The 18,510-nt window shown below is 33.9% G+C and carries 15 protein-coding genes; 11 read left to right on the top strand and 4 right to left on the bottom strand.

Features of this window, described 5'->3' with window-relative positions; genetic code table 11:
* Window positions 1-172: 172 nt before the first annotated feature.
* Window positions 173-2,344 carry a helix-turn-helix domain-containing protein gene (locus tag EQ921_RS00040; RefSeq protein WP_128330096.1) on the top strand — a complete coding sequence of 724 codons (2,172 nt, stop codon included), beginning with the start codon at window positions 173-175 and terminating at the stop codon, window positions 2,342-2,344.
* Between the two features lie 141 nt (window positions 2,345-2,485).
* Here EQ921_RS00040 and EQ921_RS00045 read toward each other — a convergent pair whose 3' ends face one another.
* Window positions 2,486-2,992, bottom strand: coding sequence for a PepSY-like domain-containing protein (locus EQ921_RS00045; RefSeq protein ID WP_128330097.1), 507 nt, complete (start codon window positions 2,990-2,992; stop codon window positions 2,486-2,488).
* Window positions 2,993-3,279: 287 nt separating this feature from the next.
* Here EQ921_RS00045 and EQ921_RS00050 point away from each other — a divergent pair, with 287 nt between their 5' ends.
* The 5 genes from EQ921_RS00050 to eptA all read left to right on the top strand — a co-directional run bounded on the left by EQ921_RS00050 (window position 3,280) and on the right by eptA (window position 8,305).
* A complete protein-coding gene (locus tag EQ921_RS00050) occupies window positions 3,280-4,071 on the top strand; it encodes an AraC family transcriptional regulator (RefSeq protein WP_128330098.1) in 792 nt (263 codons plus the stop codon).
* 103 nt (window positions 4,072-4,174) lie between these two features.
* Window positions 4,175-4,543, top strand: coding sequence for a RidA family protein (locus EQ921_RS00055; protein WP_128330099.1), 369 nt, complete (start codon window positions 4,175-4,177; stop codon window positions 4,541-4,543).
* A gap of 20 nt (window positions 4,544-4,563) precedes the next feature.
* The gene (locus EQ921_RS00060) at window positions 4,564-5,496 is read left to right on the top strand and encodes a threonine/serine dehydratase (protein WP_128330100.1); all 933 of its coding nucleotides are present in this window, start codon (window positions 4,564-4,566) and stop codon (window positions 5,494-5,496) included.
* A 474-nt stretch (window positions 5,497-5,970) separates the two neighbouring features.
* Window positions 5,971-6,798: a phosphatase PAP2 family protein gene (locus EQ921_RS00065; protein ID WP_128330101.1), complete on the top strand. Its 828-nt coding sequence runs from the start codon at window positions 5,971-5,973 to the stop codon at window positions 6,796-6,798.
* Window positions 6,785-8,305, top strand: a complete 1,521-nt coding sequence (gene eptA, locus EQ921_RS00070; protein WP_128330102.1) for a phosphoethanolamine--lipid A transferase EptA — start codon at window positions 6,785-6,787, stop codon at window positions 8,303-8,305. The genes EQ921_RS00065 and eptA overlap by 14 nt, the downstream gene beginning before the upstream one ends.
* Window positions 8,306-8,571: 266 nt before the next feature.
* Here the strand turns inward: eptA and EQ921_RS00075 are convergent, their stop codons facing one another.
* Entirely contained in the window at window positions 8,572-9,555 is a 984-nt protein-coding gene (locus EQ921_RS00075; protein WP_128330103.1) for a M48 family metallopeptidase, read from the bottom strand.
* Window positions 9,556-9,743: 188 nt separating this feature from the next.
* Between EQ921_RS00075 and EQ921_RS00080 the strand changes: the two genes are divergently transcribed.
* A complete protein-coding gene (locus EQ921_RS00080; RefSeq protein ID WP_128330104.1) occupies window positions 9,744-10,277 on the top strand; it encodes a hypothetical protein in 534 nt (177 codons plus the stop codon).
* 149 nt (window positions 10,278-10,426) lie between these two features.
* Here the strand turns inward: EQ921_RS00080 and EQ921_RS00085 are convergent, their stop codons facing one another.
* Both EQ921_RS00085 and EQ921_RS00090 read right to left on the bottom strand, forming a co-directional pair.
* The gene (locus EQ921_RS00085) at window positions 10,427-10,849 is read right to left on the bottom strand and encodes a DoxX family protein (protein ID WP_255424399.1); all 423 of its coding nucleotides are present in this window, start codon (window positions 10,847-10,849) and stop codon (window positions 10,427-10,429) included.
* Between the two features lie 267 nt (window positions 10,850-11,116).
* Window positions 11,117-11,356: a hypothetical protein gene (locus tag EQ921_RS00090; RefSeq protein ID WP_128330105.1), complete on the bottom strand. Its 240-nt coding sequence runs from the start codon at window positions 11,354-11,356 to the stop codon at window positions 11,117-11,119.
* Between the two features lie 356 nt (window positions 11,357-11,712).
* Between EQ921_RS00090 and EQ921_RS00095 the strand changes: the two genes are divergently transcribed.
* Genes EQ921_RS00095 through EQ921_RS14965 form a run of 4 tightly spaced genes read left to right on the top strand, consistent with a single transcriptional unit; the run spans window position 11,713 to window position 18,439 of the window.
* Window positions 11,713-13,632: a class I SAM-dependent DNA methyltransferase gene (locus EQ921_RS00095; protein ID WP_128330106.1), complete on the top strand. Its 1,920-nt coding sequence runs from the start codon at window positions 11,713-11,715 to the stop codon at window positions 13,630-13,632.
* The gene (locus tag EQ921_RS00100; RefSeq protein WP_128330107.1) at window positions 13,629-14,777 is read left to right on the top strand and encodes a restriction endonuclease subunit S; all 1,149 of its coding nucleotides are present in this window, start codon (window positions 13,629-13,631) and stop codon (window positions 14,775-14,777) included. The genes EQ921_RS00095 and EQ921_RS00100 overlap by 4 nt, the downstream gene beginning before the upstream one ends.
* Before the next feature lie 23 nt (window positions 14,778-14,800).
* Window positions 14,801-18,082 carry a type I restriction endonuclease subunit R gene (locus EQ921_RS00105; protein WP_221410452.1) on the top strand — a complete coding sequence of 1,094 codons (3,282 nt, stop codon included), beginning with the start codon at window positions 14,801-14,803 and terminating at the stop codon, window positions 18,080-18,082.
* Window positions 18,083-18,100: 18 nt separating this feature from the next.
* A complete protein-coding gene (locus EQ921_RS14965) occupies window positions 18,101-18,439 on the top strand; it encodes a hypothetical protein (RefSeq protein ID WP_370449480.1) in 339 nt (112 codons plus the stop codon).
* Window positions 18,440-18,510: the final 71 nt, after the last annotated feature.

Genomic DNA, 18,510 nt, shown 5'->3' on the forward strand with positions numbered 1-18,510 from the left:
TTCTTAACGATATTTTTATTATTTAAAAAATAAATCCAATCATTACTCTGTTCTTAGCTGAAATGTAACCAATTAGAAATCAGTTTTCCAAATCGGATATTTCTTATCAGAAGAAACAGTTGTCAGGTTATTTTAAGTTTTCACTTATCTTTGTCCTAATATTGAAAAAAGTATGTTAAATTCTTCTCAGCCAATCATAAATTTAGAACAGCAACTGGCTTTTGATCTTGCTAATTATACGAATAAGAATTTGTTTATAACCGGGAAGGCAGGAACCGGTAAAACTACTTTTTTAAGAGAGTTGAAAAACAATACTCAAAAAAATACAATTGTTGCTGCTCCTACGGGTGTTGCTGCTATTAATGCCGGGGGTGTAACCATTCATTCTTTATTTTTATTTCCTCTTACCAGTTTTGTTCCTGCTAATGATGGGTGGGTGGATCGAAATATTGCCATTACAAAGTCTGAACTTCACCAACATTTCCGCTATAATAAAGAAAAGAAAAAATTATTGATTGAGGTAGAGCTTTTAATTCTGGATGAAGTATCCATGTTAAGAGCAGATATTCTGGACGCAATTAACTGGGCGTTACAGAGCGTTAGGAAAAATCCGGCACCTTTCGGCGGAGTACAGGTTATTATGATAGGAGATATGTATCAGTTGCCACCGGTAATAAAAGACGAGCAATGGAACCTTTTAAAAAAATATTATAAGAGTCTTTTCTTTTTTGATGCACAAGTTTTACAAATAGAACAGCCGATTTGCATTGAGTTTAAAAAAGTATATCGTCAGGAAGATCCTGTTTTTATCAGTTTGTTAAACGCCGTTCGTTTTCAGGATTATGATTCTATAGATTATGAATTGTTACACCAACGGTATGATCCTGATTTTATGCCGGAAGAAACTGGCTATATTACTCTAACCACTCATAATTATATTGCGGATACCATCAATCAACAAGCATTAGAGAAACTAAATAAACCTATAAAGTTTTTTGAGGCTATTATTGATGGAGTATTTCCTGAAAATTCATACCCGACAGAACCCGAATTGGTTTTAAAAGAAGGTAGCCAGGTGATGTTTATTCGTAATGATAGTTCCGGTGAAAAACGATATTTCAATGGCAAAATAGGACTTATTGAAAAAATTGAAGATTTTGATATTTACATTCGCTTTGAAAATCAGAAAGAACCCTTTAAGATGGAGCATGAAGTGTGGAAAAATATTAAATACAACTTTGATGCTGAAACCGGTAAAATAAAGGAAGAAGAATTAGGCTCTTTTTCCCAGTACCCTGTTCGCCTGGCCTGGGCTGTTACTATACATAAAAGTCAGGGACTTACTTTCGACAAGGTAATTATTGATGCCGGAAAATCATTCGCCTCCGGACAGGTCTATGTGGCTTTGAGCAGATGCCGTACTCTGGAAGGAATCGTTTTAAAATCTATGATTCGAAATCATAATATCATTCAGGACGAAAAAATTAACGAATTCCAAAATCAAATGTGGAATGTTAAAGAATTAGAAGCTATACTTGAAAAGGAAAAGTATTTATTTGCCCTGCAATCTTTGTTTCGTACTCTTGATATACAGTCTTTACTTTTGGGAGTTTATGAATGGCGAAAAATGACCATTGAAAAAAGTATTCCTGAAAAACAATTGGTTCTTGAACTGATTTCTAGTATTGATGAATGCTTACATTCGTTGCAAATTGTTGCAAGAAAATTTGAAGGCACCTTACTTAATTGGTATAGCCAGCCTACTGAATCTTCATCGCAGTGGGAAAAGATAAAAAACAGAAGTACTAACGCTGTGGAATACTTTGCTGATGAACTATTTCAAAAAGTTTGGAAGCCGTTGATATTGCACTATACTGAATATAAAAATAAGTCAAGAATCACCCTTTATTTAAGAGAAATTGAAGAACTTGAAGGCCAGATAAAACTAAAAATAAAACAAATTCTTTCTGCAGAACTCATTGATCAACGTCTTACTTACAAGGAATCTATATTTATAAGTGATTCAGGAAAAACAGTAACTTCATCTTCCGGTAAAGGTGACACAGTTTTATTGACGCTTGAACTAATTAATGAAGGAAAGTCTTTGGAACAGGTAGCAAAAGAAAGAAATCTGACAGTATCAACTATCAGTAACCACGTAGCTCAACTCATTTCCAAAAACAAGTTACCTGTACTTGCTTTTGTGTCTTCTGATAAATATGATGTCATTAAACAAAAAATTGAGGAAATGGAAACTTTGGAACTAAAAAAACTCAAAGATTTACTGGGAGAAGATTATTCTTATGATGAAATTAAATTTGTGAGAAGTGATTTGGGAAAATAAATTTTACCGATAAACGAATAATTACTTAGCTAATCTATTCTTATCATAATTGTTTAATGACTTTATAACTATTTTTTCTGACAAAAAAAGAGCTTCCCGTTACGAAAGCTCTTCAGTTCAATGTAATTTTAACTAAAACGTTTAATCGTCGTATTTAACTTTAATCAATTTACCGGCTCCGTTAAATCTAACTTCGGCTTCGTATCTACCTTTTTCTAAATCCAATTCGATTTTAGAACTTTTAATTTCGACTTTTAATAAATTCCATCCGGCAAACTGTGTACTCATATAAGAGTATACATTTCCGGGAAGCTTACTTAAAGTACCCATAGGAATCGATTTGTAATCGGATTCGATTTTTCTTACTGAACCATCCAGGTTAAATTTAATTTCAAAACCGTCTCTTGTTTCTACTTCGTACTTATGACGATCTACTTTGGCTCTTGAAACGTTAGACAATCCTCCAAAATAGGTGTTTAAATAATTTTGTGCGGATGCCGGTAATTGAGAGGGTGATATAAAACTAAAATACGGATTTTTAAAATATCCAAACTCATATTCTGATGTTTTTAGTACGGAACTAGTACCTGCGGCAAACACTCCCGTAAAACAAACTACTGCCAAAACTGGTATTATTAACTTTTTCATACTATAAATTTTTAATTTCGTATTTAATTATATAGCAAATTTAGCTTACAATTCTGTAGTGATTCTGTAGTTTTAAGATTTAGATAAAGTTTTTTTTCTCAATTTACTGATTAATATCATATACCTCTTTTTATTTAGACAACTTACGTCTTTATTTATCTCTATTAAGAAACTATCATACTATTTTTTTTACATGATTTAACATTCATTATTATTAAAGCATATAAAATTTATTTTTTTTGTACCTTGTAAAATATTATCGCTAATCCTTTAAATTATACAGATTTATGAGAGAATTATCAAAAAGAGAATACTCTGGAAATAAAATTTATGAACTTGTTACTGATGCTTATTCCTGTTCGGTTACTACATATACACCCAGTTCTTTTGATACTAGCAGGCACTACCATCCTAATGCTCACCTTAGCTTTGTTCTACGTGGAGGATGCCTGGAAAAGAAAAAAAACACTTACTCAAGAAATCCCGGAAAAACTATCTATTATGATCCTGGTGAACATCATCAAATCTGTGAAATGGCTGATGAATCCATACATGTTAATATAGATTTTGAAAATCATTTTTTTTCTGAAGATCTTACTTTTGAAGATATACGAATGACCTGCAATTCAGATCCTAGTCTATCTCTTACTTTAATCAAGCTTTATCATGAATTATATGTACAAGATAATTTAAGTGCAGCAGGTATTGAACTGTTAATTTTGAGTATATTTTATAAAAATCACCAGATTTTAAATTTGAAAAATAAACCGGAATGGATTTATGAAATTAAAGACTATCTCCATGACACCTGGGATAAACCTTTATGTCTGGAAACAATCTCTGATTTATTTTCAGTACACAAGGTTACGGTTTCTAAATATTTCACACACTATTTCGGATGTACCCCTAGTGAGTATTTACGCATACTCAAGATACAAAAAGCCACTTCTCTGATCATCCATACTTCACAATCTTTAACAGATATAGCTTTTGAATGCGGTTTTAGCGATCAAAGCCATTTTGTCCGTACTTTTAAATCTTATACAGGTTTTATTCCTAAAAAGTTCAGACAAGTATAATTCCGACTAATTTCATTCTATTTTTCTTTGAGCTTACCAATTAATTTTGTCTTCCTATTCATTTATAATTGTAAAAAACTGAAGTCAATTTAAATTTAAGCTTATGCAAATTATTCCAACCTCAGAGATAAATAACGGTCATTATTCGCCTGCAATAATTTCGGGAAATTTTTTGTTTATTTCCGGTCAGTTACCTATAGCAAACGGGAACCATTATTTTGAAGAAGATTTTGAAACTCAGGCAAAAATAATTTTTAAAAAACTGGACTCTATTTTGTCTGAAGCCGGATGTACAAAAAACCACTTGGTTAAAGTAACTGTTTACATGACTAACATTGGTTTGTGGGACTCTTTTGATCGCATTTATGCCTCCTATTTGGGTAAACACAAACCTAGCCGATGTATTGTACCTGTACCTGAACTACATTATGGTTATTTATTAGAAATCGAAGCTATTGCCGAAATATCCTAATTAATTTAAAGAATATATATATGAAAAACCATTTAGAAGAAGTATATAAACAGATACTCCCTTATATCCACCGTACTCCGGTTCTTACTTCACATTTACTTAATGAAATTACTGATTGCTTTCTGTATTTTAAATGCGAAAACTTTCAACGTATGGGTGCTTTTAAAATGAGAGGGGCAATTCATGCTCTTTTGCATTTGACTGAGGCTCAGAAAGCACGGGGTGTCATTACCCATTCTTCAGGCAACTTTGCCCAAGCGCTTGCTCTGGCTGCGAAAAGCCTTCAAATCAAAGCTTATATTGTTATGCCAGAAACAGCTCCAATTGTTAAAAAAGATGCAGTTAAGGGGTATGGTGGAACTATCATTGAATGTCCGCCAACTAATGAGGATCGGGAAAGATATACTCAAAGACTGATACAGGAAAAAGGGCTTACGTTTATACACCCATCCAACGATCTCAAAGTTATTGAAGGACAGGGAACCGCTGCCATGGAAATTATAGAAATTTACCCAAACCTTGATTTTTTGTTTGTCCCTGTAGGCGGAGGTGGTTTAGCTGCAGGAACAATTTTGGCTACACAACATTTTTCTCCGAAAACTCAGGTGGTTGGAGGTGAACCTGCATGGGTGGATGATGCTTACCGTTCGCTGAAATCCGGAAAAATTGAAAATCATTCGAACGCACCTACTATTGCTGACGGATTAAGGACCGTACTGGGTGATATTAATTTTCCTATCATACAAAATGGAATAGATAGCATTATCCGTGTAGAAGAAGAAGAAATTATAAGTGCCATGAAGCTGATTTGGGAACGAATGAAAATTATTGTTGAACCTTCCAGTGCAGTAGCTTTTGCTGCGTTATTAAAAAACAAAGCGGAATATAAAAACAAAAACATAGGAATTATATTGTCCGGAGGTAATGTTGATTTAAAAAACCTGCCTTTTTAATTATTTACAATTTTTAAAATTTAGTATGGATCCGGAGCTATTTTATGCTTAGTGACATTGCTTAAATTCAGAAATTAATTAGTACAACTTTGTAAGCCGTATCAAAATTGCTTCTTGCATCTTAAGATACGGCTTTATTGCTATATATCTTCCAACACAATTCGTTAATTGACACTTATCCTTATAAATATAATTTAAGATATTCGTAAATCCGTTGCTTTTTAAATATATAAAATTACTGTCTTTTAAAAAAAATCTTAAATTTGCACCCAATCTTAGGTCATAATTTTCGTTACATTTTTATGAAATGTTATACTTAAGAAAGAACGTACACACATTATAAATCTAAATTTGCAGATTATAAACATTACCGAGAGCTTTTTGTTTTTAGTTTATTTGTGATAAATTAAAAACATGAAGATGTTTTATACTTATGCTAAATGCTATGTTTGAAAGAACTACTAGTAAAATATTATGAATAAAATAGCTATAAATAACTTTGCCAAGCTTAGTTCCTCTCTTTTATATCTACCTCTTTTTCTATTATTATTAATTGCTGGTTTTTTGTATAAAGAATATGCTTTAGATGGCAGCTCCTATACTTTATCCCAGAAAGACTGGTTTTTATATATTAATTCGATATTATCAAAATATCCTGTTTTCATTTACAATTTAACGCAGTTTGGTGATGCATTGGTATTTTTATCTTTTTTAAGCGTCTTTATCATCTATGTTCCTAAATTATGGGAGGTAATGATTACCGCTTCCTTAGTTTCCGCGGTGTTATGCAGCCTGCTTAAATGGTTCTTTAAAATGCCTCGTCCTGCTGCGGTTTACGAACATCAACACTTTACGGTTGTAGGTAACTTGTTATGCGGAAACAATAGTTTACCCTCCGGTCATTCCATCACAGTTTTTACGATTTTAACCGTTTCTTTGTTTGCTTTTATGCCTAAAAAAATGATGTGCACTATTGTCTGGTGCAGTTTTATCATATTACTGGGACTTATTTTTGCTTTTACCCGTGTAGGTGTAGGAGCCCATTATCCGTTAGATGTAATTATCGGATCTATTATAGGATACATTTCCGGTGTCTTAGGTATTTTAATTGATCAGAAATATAAATTATGGCAGTGGATAGGAAATAAAAAGTTTTATCCTTTTTTCATTGTACTTTTTCTTGTCTGTATAGGTGTATTGATAGCAAAAATCATTCAATCAGATTTAATTATATTTTATTTTTCTATCTTTAGCCTGATCATATCCCTTTATTTAATTATTCATAGTTATGTTAAAAAATAATCTAAAAATATCGTATTTCGCTTTATTGTTGAGCATTCTTAATTTCTTGCTTTATCATTACCCGTTTTTTGGATTTGTTTTCAAGAATGTTGATTACCAGTCATTAGGTGGTGCCATATTGATTGTATGCCTTGTAATCATTATGCTGGTCGCCAACTTTTTTGTTTTTTTCTTATTTACATACCTTTCACGCTTTGTGGGAAAATTTTTACTGGTACTCACTTTTCTTATTAACTCGGTAGCTGTTTATTTCATTAATACATATGGGGTTATTATTGACGAGAGTATGATTGGGAATATTTTCAATACTAATTATGAAGAGTCCAGCAGCTTTTTTTCTGTAAAGCTAGTCTTGTATTTTATTATTCTGGGTGTACTTCCCAGCCTATATATCATAAGGGTTAAAATAATTAAAACCACTTTCAAAAAATTTGCTTTAACGTCTGCCTTGTCTTTGGCCTTTATGCTTATCCTTGTATTTGCAAATGCAAGCAACTGGTTATGGATTGATAAAAATTCCAAGACTCTGGGCGGACTTGCCATGCCTTGGTCCTATTCTGTAAACATTCCTCTCTATTTTATTCATAAACATCAGGAAAACGAAAAAGAAATTTTATTACCTGATGCTACGATTAAAGATAATGAGAAATCAATTGTTATTCTAGTTATTGGTGAATCTGCGAGAAGTCAGAACTTTTCTTTATACGGATACCCTAAAAACACCAATCCTTTACTTTCCCAAACAAAAAATCTTCATACATTTAATGCCACTTCCTGTGCCACTTACACGACTGCCGGGGTAAAATGCATTTTAGAACATACCAATTCTAATAAATTATACGAAATTCTCCCTAACTATTTATTTAGAAACGATGTGGAAGTAATCTGGAGGACTACCAATTGGGGACAACCTCCCATCCATATTAAAAACTATCTGGATAAGGAAGCTTTAAAGGCTTCTTGTGAAGGAGAAGACTGTGCGTATGATGAGGTTCTTTTGCAAGGTCTTAAAGAACAGATACTGGCAAGTAAAAAGAATAAAATTTTAGTGATCCTTCATACCAGTACGAGCCACGGACCTTCCTACAGCAAAAAATATCCCTCAAGGTTTGAGATTTTTAAACCCGTATGTAACAGTGTGGAGCTGAGCAAATGCTCTCAGGAGGAACTGATTAACGCTTACGATAACACCATTGTGTATACAGATTATCTTCTTTCTAAAGTTATCGAAGATTTGAAACAAATGAAAGAGTTCCACAGTACGATGTTATTCGTTTCGGATCACGGAGAGTCTTTGGGTGAAAAAAACCTGTACATGCATGGCATCCCTATCAGCCTTGCTCCAAAAGAACAATATGAAATCCCTTTTATCGTATGGCTATCGGATGATTACAGACAACTGAAACCCAATGATCACCTGACCCAAAACCATGTGTTTCACAGTGTACTTAACTTTTTAGATATTCAGAGTCCTATTTATAATGAAGAAATGAATATTTTTAAATAAATCATTACTTTTCTCTCTCATAGTTAGAAAAACAAAAATTAACATATACAGAGAGTATCCGGTTTTTTGTATGCATGATACTCTCTTTATTTATTTTTGAGTTTTTTTACAAATAGCCAAAAAAATATTAAATTAAAGGAAGAGCATAAAGCTCATTATTCAGTTTATTATAATTCTAATCAAGAACATTTTGAAAGAAATTGGGTAATTTATTCATGGGTATGGTCATTGGAATATGAAAAGAATGTAAATACAAAATGTGCACATTACTCTTCCATTCTCTCATATATATATCCCGGAATTTCATCTACCTCACCATTTTGCTCTTTTATGATATAGAAATATTTCTGGTAAGATTTTTTAGCTTCGGAATAATCTTCCGTAGCCCACTGAGCATCTCCCAAGTTTAACCAGGACTCTCTTTTTTCTGGGTATTTTTCTGTTATTGCTTTTAATATGTTAATTGCCCCATATGGTGCTCCAGATTTGTCTAAGTAATGAACAATGTCTCTATATTTATCAACATTTTTTGTCGATAAAGGATTACAGTATAAAAGAGGTTTTATTTTTAATGCATAATCCCCACCGATAATCTTTCTATCAGAATCCTGAAAAGCATTTTTTATTTGTTTATAAAACAAATTGAAATTTAATTTTTTACACACGTAGGCTTCTTTTATCATTTCAAATTTTCGAGTTTGAAAATTAAAAGTATAACTTTCTTCTTTCTCAATACCTACCTCGTAATTTAATCCTGTAGAAGACTCATAATACTCTTCTTTGATTTTCATTAAAAACTCAGTTTCTGTTATTTTCCCAGAAAATATATCCGCTCCTCCTTCTCCACCTAAACGACCAGATATAATTATATTATCTAAATAATTTCCCCCTTCCGAAAAGGCATTTACTAAGTATACATTTTCATGAAACCCTTCTCCTTCTCCTAATAAAGAAAAATTATAAATTACAAATTTACAATTGCGTACTTCAAACTTACCTATAACTTTTAGGTTGTCTAAAGTAAAATAGTTTTTATCAAAATAGTAATAAAAAAAGGAATTATCGCATGTATGTCCTGTAAGTTTTTTTAGGCTTCTAGTATCAACTGGAAGGCTTAACCTATGCAAAGAGTTGTAAAAACCTGTAAAGCCATACTGTTGAGCTTGCAATTTTTGAGATCCAGCCAATAGTAATACTAATATTAAGCTAACTGATAAATTTAAATACCAAGAAGAGTTTTTCAATTTCATATGTTTTAAGAACTATTTATTTTTAATAAATTTCTTTTACTAATTTTTATTAAGTTAAGATTCAATATTAATAAATATTGACAATACACAAAAATACAAATTCACAACGTAACCTTTTTGTAGCTTTTTTATATTATATTTGATACATATCATATGGTCAGTACAATAACTTAAAAATAAATAAATATATGGAAACAATTAACGGGGTAAGTTTTGAAGAGTATGCAGCAGCAAGTGCCCATCTGGGGCAAGGAATGAGCGAAGAACAGGTGATAGAAATATTGGGTCTGGATAAATCTGTTTGGGAGGAAACTTTAAGCCAGTGGAATGTCCGTTTGGGAGAATTAATGGCTGAAAATATGGAATATACCACCCGATTTGGAGAAATATTTGCCAATCCTAAAGTAGGAAGATTTGCTGAAACTTCTACTCCTTCAGTGGATATGGAAAGCCTTTTGCAAATTGCTCCGGATTATGAAACCTACCAAGATATACTCTGGCACCAGTCTGTTGCGTCGCAACATGGAATAGATCCGGTTTCGGTTTTGGAAAGTTATGGTTTAGATGTAGGGAGATGGGGATCTTTAAACATGCATTATATGAAAGATGGAATTAATTCCCTTGATCATTCAGCGCCTGATTTTAATGAACGAAACGAATATTATATAGCCTTAATGGATAGCTTAAAAGCTAAATGGGAAAAATACTATAACGAAAAATAAGCCCTCAGGCATGACTTTTATAACAACACATAGTAATAGTAATTACTATGTGTTATGTGATTGTGAATTTTCTAATCGGGAACTTAAAACAAAGATAAATGATACGTGTTTTGCCCTGAATATAAAATTTAGTTACGTGAATAGAAATTTTAATGTCTTTTATTTTTTCCTGATTCGTATGAAATAATACTTAAGGCAAATGCAGCGGCAGAGGCTGTAAATGCAGAATAGTCTAAAGGAGCCTTTATTCCTATGCCTATAACCATTCCCATTGCAAATAAAAGAGTTAACACTCCACTGCAAAAAGCAATAAGAGGTGTCTTAAAGGTTGTAAGTAATGCGATACCGAAAATTACTTCTAAAATTGTAGAAACCCCGGCCGAAATAGTTACCATCCAATCCGGAAGATAAAACAATAAAGAAGCGGTATATGCTTCAAAAGCCTTCCAGTTTCCCCAGGCAGAGACCTCTGCTGGCCACCATCCAAACCGGTCTGCGGAAGCTGAAAGAAATCCTGCGGCAATTGCCACTCGTAAAAACCATTCTACGAATTTGTTAAACATTTTATTCATTACTATCTTTTTTAGTTATTTTATATTAAATCAGCTCTTGTTAGATCAAATTTAGTACCTCAATGACTACTTATAATTTTAAATTCTATTTTTTTTCTTACAATTAGAAAATAATTGATACACTCCATTCATTACAAATTATAAACATTTTTTCATTGATAGTAACAACATTTTTGTAAAAAACTAACCGTGATAAAACTTAAAAGAAACCCCCGGACATATAATTTCCGGGGTTTTCTTTTTCTGTTATCTATTATTTTAACTTTTTTATTTATTTGAAATAGTAATTACTTTTAATTTATCAATAACTAAAAGAAGAACAAAAATAGAAATAAAGAAAACTAAGGAGGTAAAAATAATGATCGAAATATATTCAATACTCCACTCAAAAGCAACTTTCAGCCTATGAATAAAGCCTATCTGTTTTTCTGGTTTTTCTTCATAAATCGATAATTTTACAGTACAAAATTCATTAACGGAATCAAAATTTCCTAATTCCACTCCCAACTCCTGAAGCTTTTCTTCTACTTCTAATATTTTTTATTAAGAGATATGAAATCAGAAATTTGTCCGCCTTTGGATTTTAATTCTTTTAATGATTCTAAAGTAATTCTCTATAGAGTTTTTTTTCGCATTAAGCTGCCTATATTTATTGGTTTTTAAATTTGATAATTAGTTATACAACCTGAATGCTAATGACTGGATCAATACTTCTACCGGGGAATGTCTTACCGGGTATATGGCTCCAATGGAATTATCTTATTTGCTGGAAGAGGCTGTGAATAGAAAAGCATATTAAAAGATATTATTTACCTCAATATTCTTTCACTTATTTATATTATTTTTGTGTAAAATCATTTTAAATGACTAAACAGGAACTAAAAGAACTTGAAGTCCGTCTTTGGCAAGCAGCCGATAATCTGCGTGCTAACAGCGGACTAAAAGCAAGCCAATATTCAGCGCCATTATTAGGATTGGTATTTTTACGCTTTGCGTCTATCAAATATAAAAAACATCAGGATGAAATAGAGGCTGAATATAAGAAGTACAAGGGTACAAGAAACGAAAAAACAATAGAAAGTATTGCACAAAGTATTTGTGGGTATTATCTACCCGAAGAATCACATTTCGATTATCTGCTAAATCTCAATACAAAACAAAATATTCCGGATGCCATTAAAACAGCGATGGAAAAAATAGAAGAATACAAACCTGAATTAGCGGGCAGCCTCCCCAAAGACGAATATCTGGAATTAAAATCAGAAAAAGAAGTTGACTTCGGACTGGCAAAGGAACTATTGCAAATAATAAACAATATACCCGAAGAAGCCGATGGCGACATATTTGGTAAAGTGTACGAATATTTTCTTGCAAAATTTGCTTTAGCTGAAGGGCAAGGCGGCGGTCAATTCTTTACACCTACCAGCGTTGTGCAACTTATGGTAGAAATGATTGAACCTTACGGCGGACATATTTTAGACCCTGCTTGTGGTAGCGGGGGTATGTTTGTGCAGAGTTCCGATTTTGTGGAACAAATGCGCCTGCATCATCAAAATGAAGAAGCCGAACCCTTACAGGTATTTGGATGCGAAAAAGATAGGGAAACTGTCAAAATAGCCCGCATGAATATGTTCTTGCACGGCTTGAACAATAAGATTGTAAATGCAAACAGTTATTATGACGACGAGTTTGAGAGCCTCGAAAAGTTCGATTTCGTAATGGCTAATCCGCCTTTCAATGTGGATGATGTTAATTTAAGTCGTGTAAAAGACCAGAAGCGGTTTAATAAATACGGTATCCCTCAAAATAAAACGAAGAAAAGCGGCAGCAAAGACGACCAAAAGAACAAAGAAACCGTCCCTAATGCCAATTATCTTTGGATTAACCTGTTCGCCACATCGTTAAACGAAAAGGGACGGGCAGCTTTGGTTATGGCTAATTCGGCAAGCGATGCCCGCAACAGTGAAGCAGATATACGCCAACGCCTTGTCGAAGACGGTATTATCAACTGTATGTTGTCGCTGCCCAAAAATATGTTTTATACCGTAACCTTGCCTGCTACACTTTGGTTCTTCGATCGTGCCCGTTGCAACGACAAACGCATCCTGTTTATAGATGCCCGAAACATTTTCCATCAGGTAGACCGTGCGCACCGCGAATTTACACCCGAGCAAATCAAGAATATAAGCTGTATACGTCATCTTTACTATGGCGATGCACAATATATGTCCGACCTGTTGGATGAATACACCCAAAAGATAGAAACGCTCACAGCCGAAGCCTTAGTATTGGAAACCGACCGCAACCAAAAACAAAAGGAACGCGATGTATTAGCTACAAAGCTTGAGAAACTAACAGATAAAGCTTTGAATGAAGGTCTAACCCCATCGAAGGAAACCGAAAAGGAACTAAAGCAAGCCGACAAAGATTTAAAAAAGGCAGAAAAAGAATTTGCTGAAGCAGATAGACTTTGGAACGAAAAAATAGGCGAAGTACGCTATTTCGAAAGCAACCATCAATGGTTAAACGACCGCTTCCCCGAAAAGAAATACGAAGACGTTACAGGGCTTTGCAAAGCCGCTACATTAGACGAGATAGCCGAACAGGATTACAGTCTCAACCCCGGGCGTTATGTTGGTGTAGTGATAGAAGAAGACGGGCTAACCGAACAAGAGTTTCGCGCCGAAATGGAACAACGCCATAGTGCACTAAACAAATTAAACCAACGTGCCCGCGAACTGGAAAACCTGATTGAGCAAAACTTAAAAAGCATTTGGAAATGAAAGAAGGTTGGAAAGAGATATACTTCAAAGATTTTATTAAGTTAAACAGAGGATTTGACCTTCCTAATGATAAAATAGAAGAAGGCGATTATCCTGTTGTTGCTTCTACCTCAACAAAAGCATATCATAAAGAATATAAAGTTTCTGCACCGTGCGTTACAACTGGACGGTCGGGAAGTTTAGGTACTGTGCAATTTGTAAATCAAAATAGTTGGCCTTTAAATACAACCCTTTATGTCAAGGATTTTAAAGAACATGACCCCAAATTTGTATATTACTTTTTGCAAACGATGAATTTAGATAGTTTTAATTCAGGAGCAGGAGTTCCGACTTTGAATCAAAACCATCTCCATTTTTTGAAAATAAATATACCTAAAACTACAGAACATCAACAACGTATAGCCTCTATATTATCCGCCTATGACGATTTGATAGAAGTAAACAACGAACGTATCGAACTACTCGAACAGTCGGCACGCGAACTTTACAAAGAATGGTTTGTGCGAATGCGTTTTCCCAATTATCAAAATGCCAAATTCAATAAAGGTATTCCTGAAGGGTGGAAAGAGAAGAATTTAGATTTTTTTGGTAAAGTTATAACAGGTAAAACACCTTCTACTGAAATAGAAGATTATTATCATGGAGATATTCCATTTATAAAAACACCAGATATACACAATAATATGTTTATAAAAGAAACAGATTTGTATCTATCTGAAAAAGGTGTTAAATCACAAAAAAAATGTAACCTACCCAAACATACGATATGTGTAAGTTGTATAGGAACAGCTGGTGCAGTGGGGATAACAACTGCACCTGTATCTCAAACTAATCAACAAATAAATTCTATAATATTGAATAATCTTTATAATTTAGAATTTTTATATTTTGCAATAATTGATTTAAAGGAGTACATAGAATTATTTGGTGCAACAGGAGCTACAATGACAAATTTAAGTAAAGGTAAATTTGAAAAATTGAAAGTTATATACCCTAAAAAGGAGATTATAAAGAAATATCATGATATAGTTTCTCCAACTTTCAATCAAATAGAAAACTTACAAGAACAAAACCAACAATTCACTGAAATACGCAATCGGCTTTTGCCCCGATTGATAAGCGGCAAACTCGAAGTAAAAGCATAGTAAACAACATAAACAAAGATACTATGAGCATACGCAACTATATTACCGAAGATGAGATAGAAAAAGCAGCTATCGAAGTGCTTACACATCCCGATATAAAATATCGGCATATCAACTGTTTTAAGTCCGACACCACAGGGCGCGAAACCGAAAAAGATGTAGTTATAAAACCCCGGCTAAGGGATATGCTCAAAAAGTTAAACCCGGATTTACCCGAAGATGTACGGCAAACTGCTTTGAATAAGTTATTAACCATTGACCGCCTGACTTCCGACTTTCAGCGAAACCGTGAAATGATGAAAGACCTGCGAAAAGGTATCGAAGTAAAAATATCTGTTCCTGATGGTCGCACCGAATCGCAATATGTTAAAGTAATAGATTGGGAAAATCCACTTGCAAATGATTTTCTGGTTGTATCACAACTCTGGATACAAGGTGAAGTATACCGCCTTCGTCCCGACCTCATTTTGTTTATCAATGGCTTGCCGTTAGTATTTATCGAACTAAAGAATAGTAATATCAATATTGAGCAAGGCTATAAAGACAACCTTACACGTTATAAAGAAGCAATTCCCGACCTTTTTGTATATAATGCCTTCCTGATAGTCAGTAACGGTAGCAAAACGCGCATAGGCAGTACTTTTGCCTCGTGGGAATATTTCTTCCCGTGGCTTCGTGTAACCGATGAAAAACAACATATCGACAAGGAACGTATCGAAGCTTACAGGCGAAGTCTCGATTATGCCATCAGGGGTTTACTCAAACCCGATAAACTAATAGACTATATCGATAATTTTATTTTCTTCTATGACGATGCTTTAAAAATATGTGCCAAGAATCACCAGTTTTTAGGAGTAAACCATGCTATCGAGCGTTTCCGGTATTTACGTGAGCAAGCACAGACGGGAACATTGAGCGACGAACACGGCAAATTAGGGGTATTCTGGCATACACAGGGAAGCGGAAAGAGTTTTAGTATGGTAATGCTTACCCGCAAAATTATCAGTCAGTTTACAGGCAATTATACTTTCCTGATAGTAACCGACCGTGACGACCTCGACGAACAAATATATAAAAATTACCAACGTTCGGGCATTGTAGGCGAAAAGGACGAATGCCGCCCCAAAAGCAGTTCGGCTTTGCGCAAAATGTTAGGGACAAATGCAAAGTGCATTTTCACCCTCATCCAGAAATTCAGATACGATAAGGGCAAACAATACCCTATACTATCCGAAAGGAATGATATTATAGTTTTCATTGACGAAGCCCATCGTACACAATATAAAGACCTTGCCGAAAACATGCGTGCAGGGTTGCCCAATGCTCAGTTTATGGCATTTACAGGCACCCCTTTGTTTGGTAGTAAGAAATTGACAAATGACTGGTTCGGCGAAAATGTTTCGGAATACAACTTTCAACAAGCCGTAGAAGACGAAGCCACTGTTCCGTTGTTTTATCGAAAATGCTTGCCTCAAATGCAGTTAGCAAATGAAACATTGAACGAAGACTTTTACGAGATTATTGAAGACGAAAATATTAGCGAACAGGATAGTGTTCGTTTAGAAAAAGAATACGGAAATGAACTTCAAGTCTTGCGTAATCCCGACCGTTTGAACGAAATCGCACAATACATTGCCTATCATTTTCCACGTAGGGGATACTTAGGAAAAGGAATGGTTGTAGCCATTGATAAATTTACAGCAGTACGGCTTCACGATTTAGTAAAACATCATTGGCAGGAAGAACTGAGGCGGTTGAATAAAGAGATAGCTTCCGCACCAGAAGATAAGAAGAAGAAACTAAAAGAAATGCGTGAATGGATGCGCGAAACCGAAATGCGCGTAGTTATCAGCGAAGAAGCAGGCGAAGAAGAAAAATTTGCTAAAGAAGGGCTTGATATAAAACCACACCGCGCATTGATGAAGAACGTAAACGATGAAGGACAGGATTTGGAAGATATTTTCAAAATACCTGAATCGAAATTCCGTTTAGTATTTATTTGTAGTATGTGGCTTACAGGTTTTGATGTTCCTACAGCATCAACGCTCTATCTTGACAAGCCGATGAAAGACCATACATTGATGCAGGCTATTGCAAGGGTAAACCGTATAACCGATTTTCAGATTAATGGGAAGAAAAAAGCAAACGGTTTGATTATTGACCATTGCAATGTATTCGGTCGGTTGAAAAAAGCCATGTCAACCTATGGTGGTAATGTTGCATCCGAATTACAATTTAAAGAAGGAAGTGGAGCTACAGACGAAGTTGTAAAAGAGGCGTCTGTTTTATTCGATTTGCTTAAAGACAGTATAAATGAATGTTGTAATTGGTGCAAAAATCATGGGATTGACCTTCCTGCAATATTGGAAAAAGATGAAGTTTTTAGCAAAGTAGAAGATTTTCATAAATATGCCGATACCATAATTGGCATTAAGAATAGTCGCGAGCATTTCAAGGTATATGACAATGCAATTAGTTCTCTTTATGATGCCTGTCGCCCTGAAATATTGAAATATAGGAAAGATTATGCTTTAGCCGAAGTTATACATTATTTGAGAAAGGTAATTGATAATAATAGTGAAAATGACGATATAGACAGGGCAAAACACCGTATTAAAAATCTACTTAATGAAAGCGTAGTTGCTACAACCGATTTGGTAAAAGAAGGTGCTGTAGCTGAGCCTGTGGCAAGCTATGGAATTAAAGCATATAAAGAAATTGACCTTAGTAAATTAGATATTAATAAACTAAAAGAAGAATTTAAACAGTCTGAGTATAAAAATATTGAAATAGACGACCTCCGAAACTTCCTTCAAAGCAAACTGGATAAGATGCTACAACAGAACAGCACCCGTTCCGATTTTGCAACCCGACTGCAAAACATTATAGATAAATATAACGCTGGTAGTCAGGAAAATGAAGAGTTCTTCGAAGAATTGCTTAAATACAAAGAATCTTTGTCAAATGAAGAGCAACGGGCAGCACGCGAAGGATTGACCGAAGAAGAACTTGAAATATTCGATTTATTAAAGAAAGACAATCTCACTAAAGACGAAACGCAAAAAGTGAAACTTGCAGCTAAAGAGCTTTTAGTGAAACTAAAAAAGAATCAGGGTATTATTTTTATTGATAATTGGTATGATGATACCCAGCTACGTTCAAAAGCATCAAATTTAGTAAAAGATACTCTTCATGAATATTTACCGATTTCTTATGACCATAATACTTTCCCTATAAAAACCGATTTGGTATTCAACCTAATTTTAACAAAATCTGTTCAGGGTAATATAATACTTAGTGCTTAATTAAAAAAATCTATTTTTATGTTATTATTTACAAAAGATAAAAATCAGCTTTCAGAATTAAAGGAAAAACCTTTTAAACTGGAAAAAGAGATACAAACACTTTTTGAAAGTAATCTGGAAATTATTACCGGATTAAAGTTTATCAAATCCGAATTTATAATTAAAAATAATCGTATAGATACATTGGTATTCGACCCTGAATCAAAAGCTTTTATTATTGTAGAATATAAACGGGAAAGGAATTTTAGTGTTATAGATCAGGGAGTTTCCTATCTTAACCTGATGCTTGAGTATAAAGCGGATTTTATTGTTGAATATAATGAAACACAAAAACAATCCATAAAAGAAATGAAATAGATTGGTCTCAAAGCCGGGTCATTTTTGTATCTCCTTTTTTTACTCCATTTCAGAAACAATCCTCCAATTTT

Origin of the sequence: Apibacter sp. HY039 (assembly GCF_004023655.1) — a bacterium.
GTDB lineage: Bacteria > Bacteroidota > Bacteroidia > Flavobacteriales > Weeksellaceae > Apibacter > Apibacter raozihei.

What these genes read in the sequence shown, in the direction of transcription:
- EQ921_RS00085 (WP_255424399.1), bottom strand. Translation starts at nt 10,849, where the DNA reads ATGAATAAAATGTTTAACAAATTCGTAGAATGGTTTTTACGAGTGGCA.
- EQ921_RS14965 (WP_370449480.1), top strand. Translation starts at nt 18,101, where the DNA reads ATGTTATTATTTACAAAAGATAAAAATCAGCTTTCAGAATTAAAGGAA.
- EQ921_RS00105 (WP_221410452.1), top strand. Translation starts at nt 14,801, where the DNA reads ATGAGCATACGCAACTATATTACCGAAGATGAGATAGAAAAAGCAGCT.
- EQ921_RS00055 (WP_128330099.1), top strand. Translation starts at nt 4,175, where the DNA reads ATGCAAATTATTCCAACCTCAGAGATAAATAACGGTCATTATTCGCCT.
- EQ921_RS00045 (WP_128330097.1), bottom strand. Translation starts at nt 2,992, where the DNA reads ATGAAAAAGTTAATAATACCAGTTTTGGCAGTAGTTTGTTTTACGGGA.
- eptA (WP_128330102.1), top strand. Translation starts at nt 6,785, where the DNA reads ATGTTAAAAAATAATCTAAAAATATCGTATTTCGCTTTATTGTTGAGC.
- EQ921_RS00050 (WP_128330098.1), top strand. Translation starts at nt 3,280, where the DNA reads ATGAGAGAATTATCAAAAAGAGAATACTCTGGAAATAAAATTTATGAA.
- EQ921_RS00080 (WP_128330104.1), top strand. Translation starts at nt 9,744, where the DNA reads ATGGAAACAATTAACGGGGTAAGTTTTGAAGAGTATGCAGCAGCAAGT.
- EQ921_RS00040 (WP_128330096.1), top strand. Translation starts at nt 173, where the DNA reads ATGTTAAATTCTTCTCAGCCAATCATAAATTTAGAACAGCAACTGGCT.
- EQ921_RS00075 (WP_128330103.1), bottom strand. Translation starts at nt 9,555, where the DNA reads ATGAAATTGAAAAACTCTTCTTGGTATTTAAATTTATCAGTTAGCTTA.
- EQ921_RS00100 (WP_128330107.1), top strand. Translation starts at nt 13,629, where the DNA reads ATGAAAGAAGGTTGGAAAGAGATATACTTCAAAGATTTTATTAAGTTA.
- EQ921_RS00095 (WP_128330106.1), top strand. Translation starts at nt 11,713, where the DNA reads ATGACTAAACAGGAACTAAAAGAACTTGAAGTCCGTCTTTGGCAAGCA.
- EQ921_RS00060 (WP_128330100.1), top strand. Translation starts at nt 4,564, where the DNA reads ATGAAAAACCATTTAGAAGAAGTATATAAACAGATACTCCCTTATATC.
- EQ921_RS00065 (WP_128330101.1), top strand. Translation starts at nt 5,971, where the DNA reads ATGAATAAAATAGCTATAAATAACTTTGCCAAGCTTAGTTCCTCTCTT.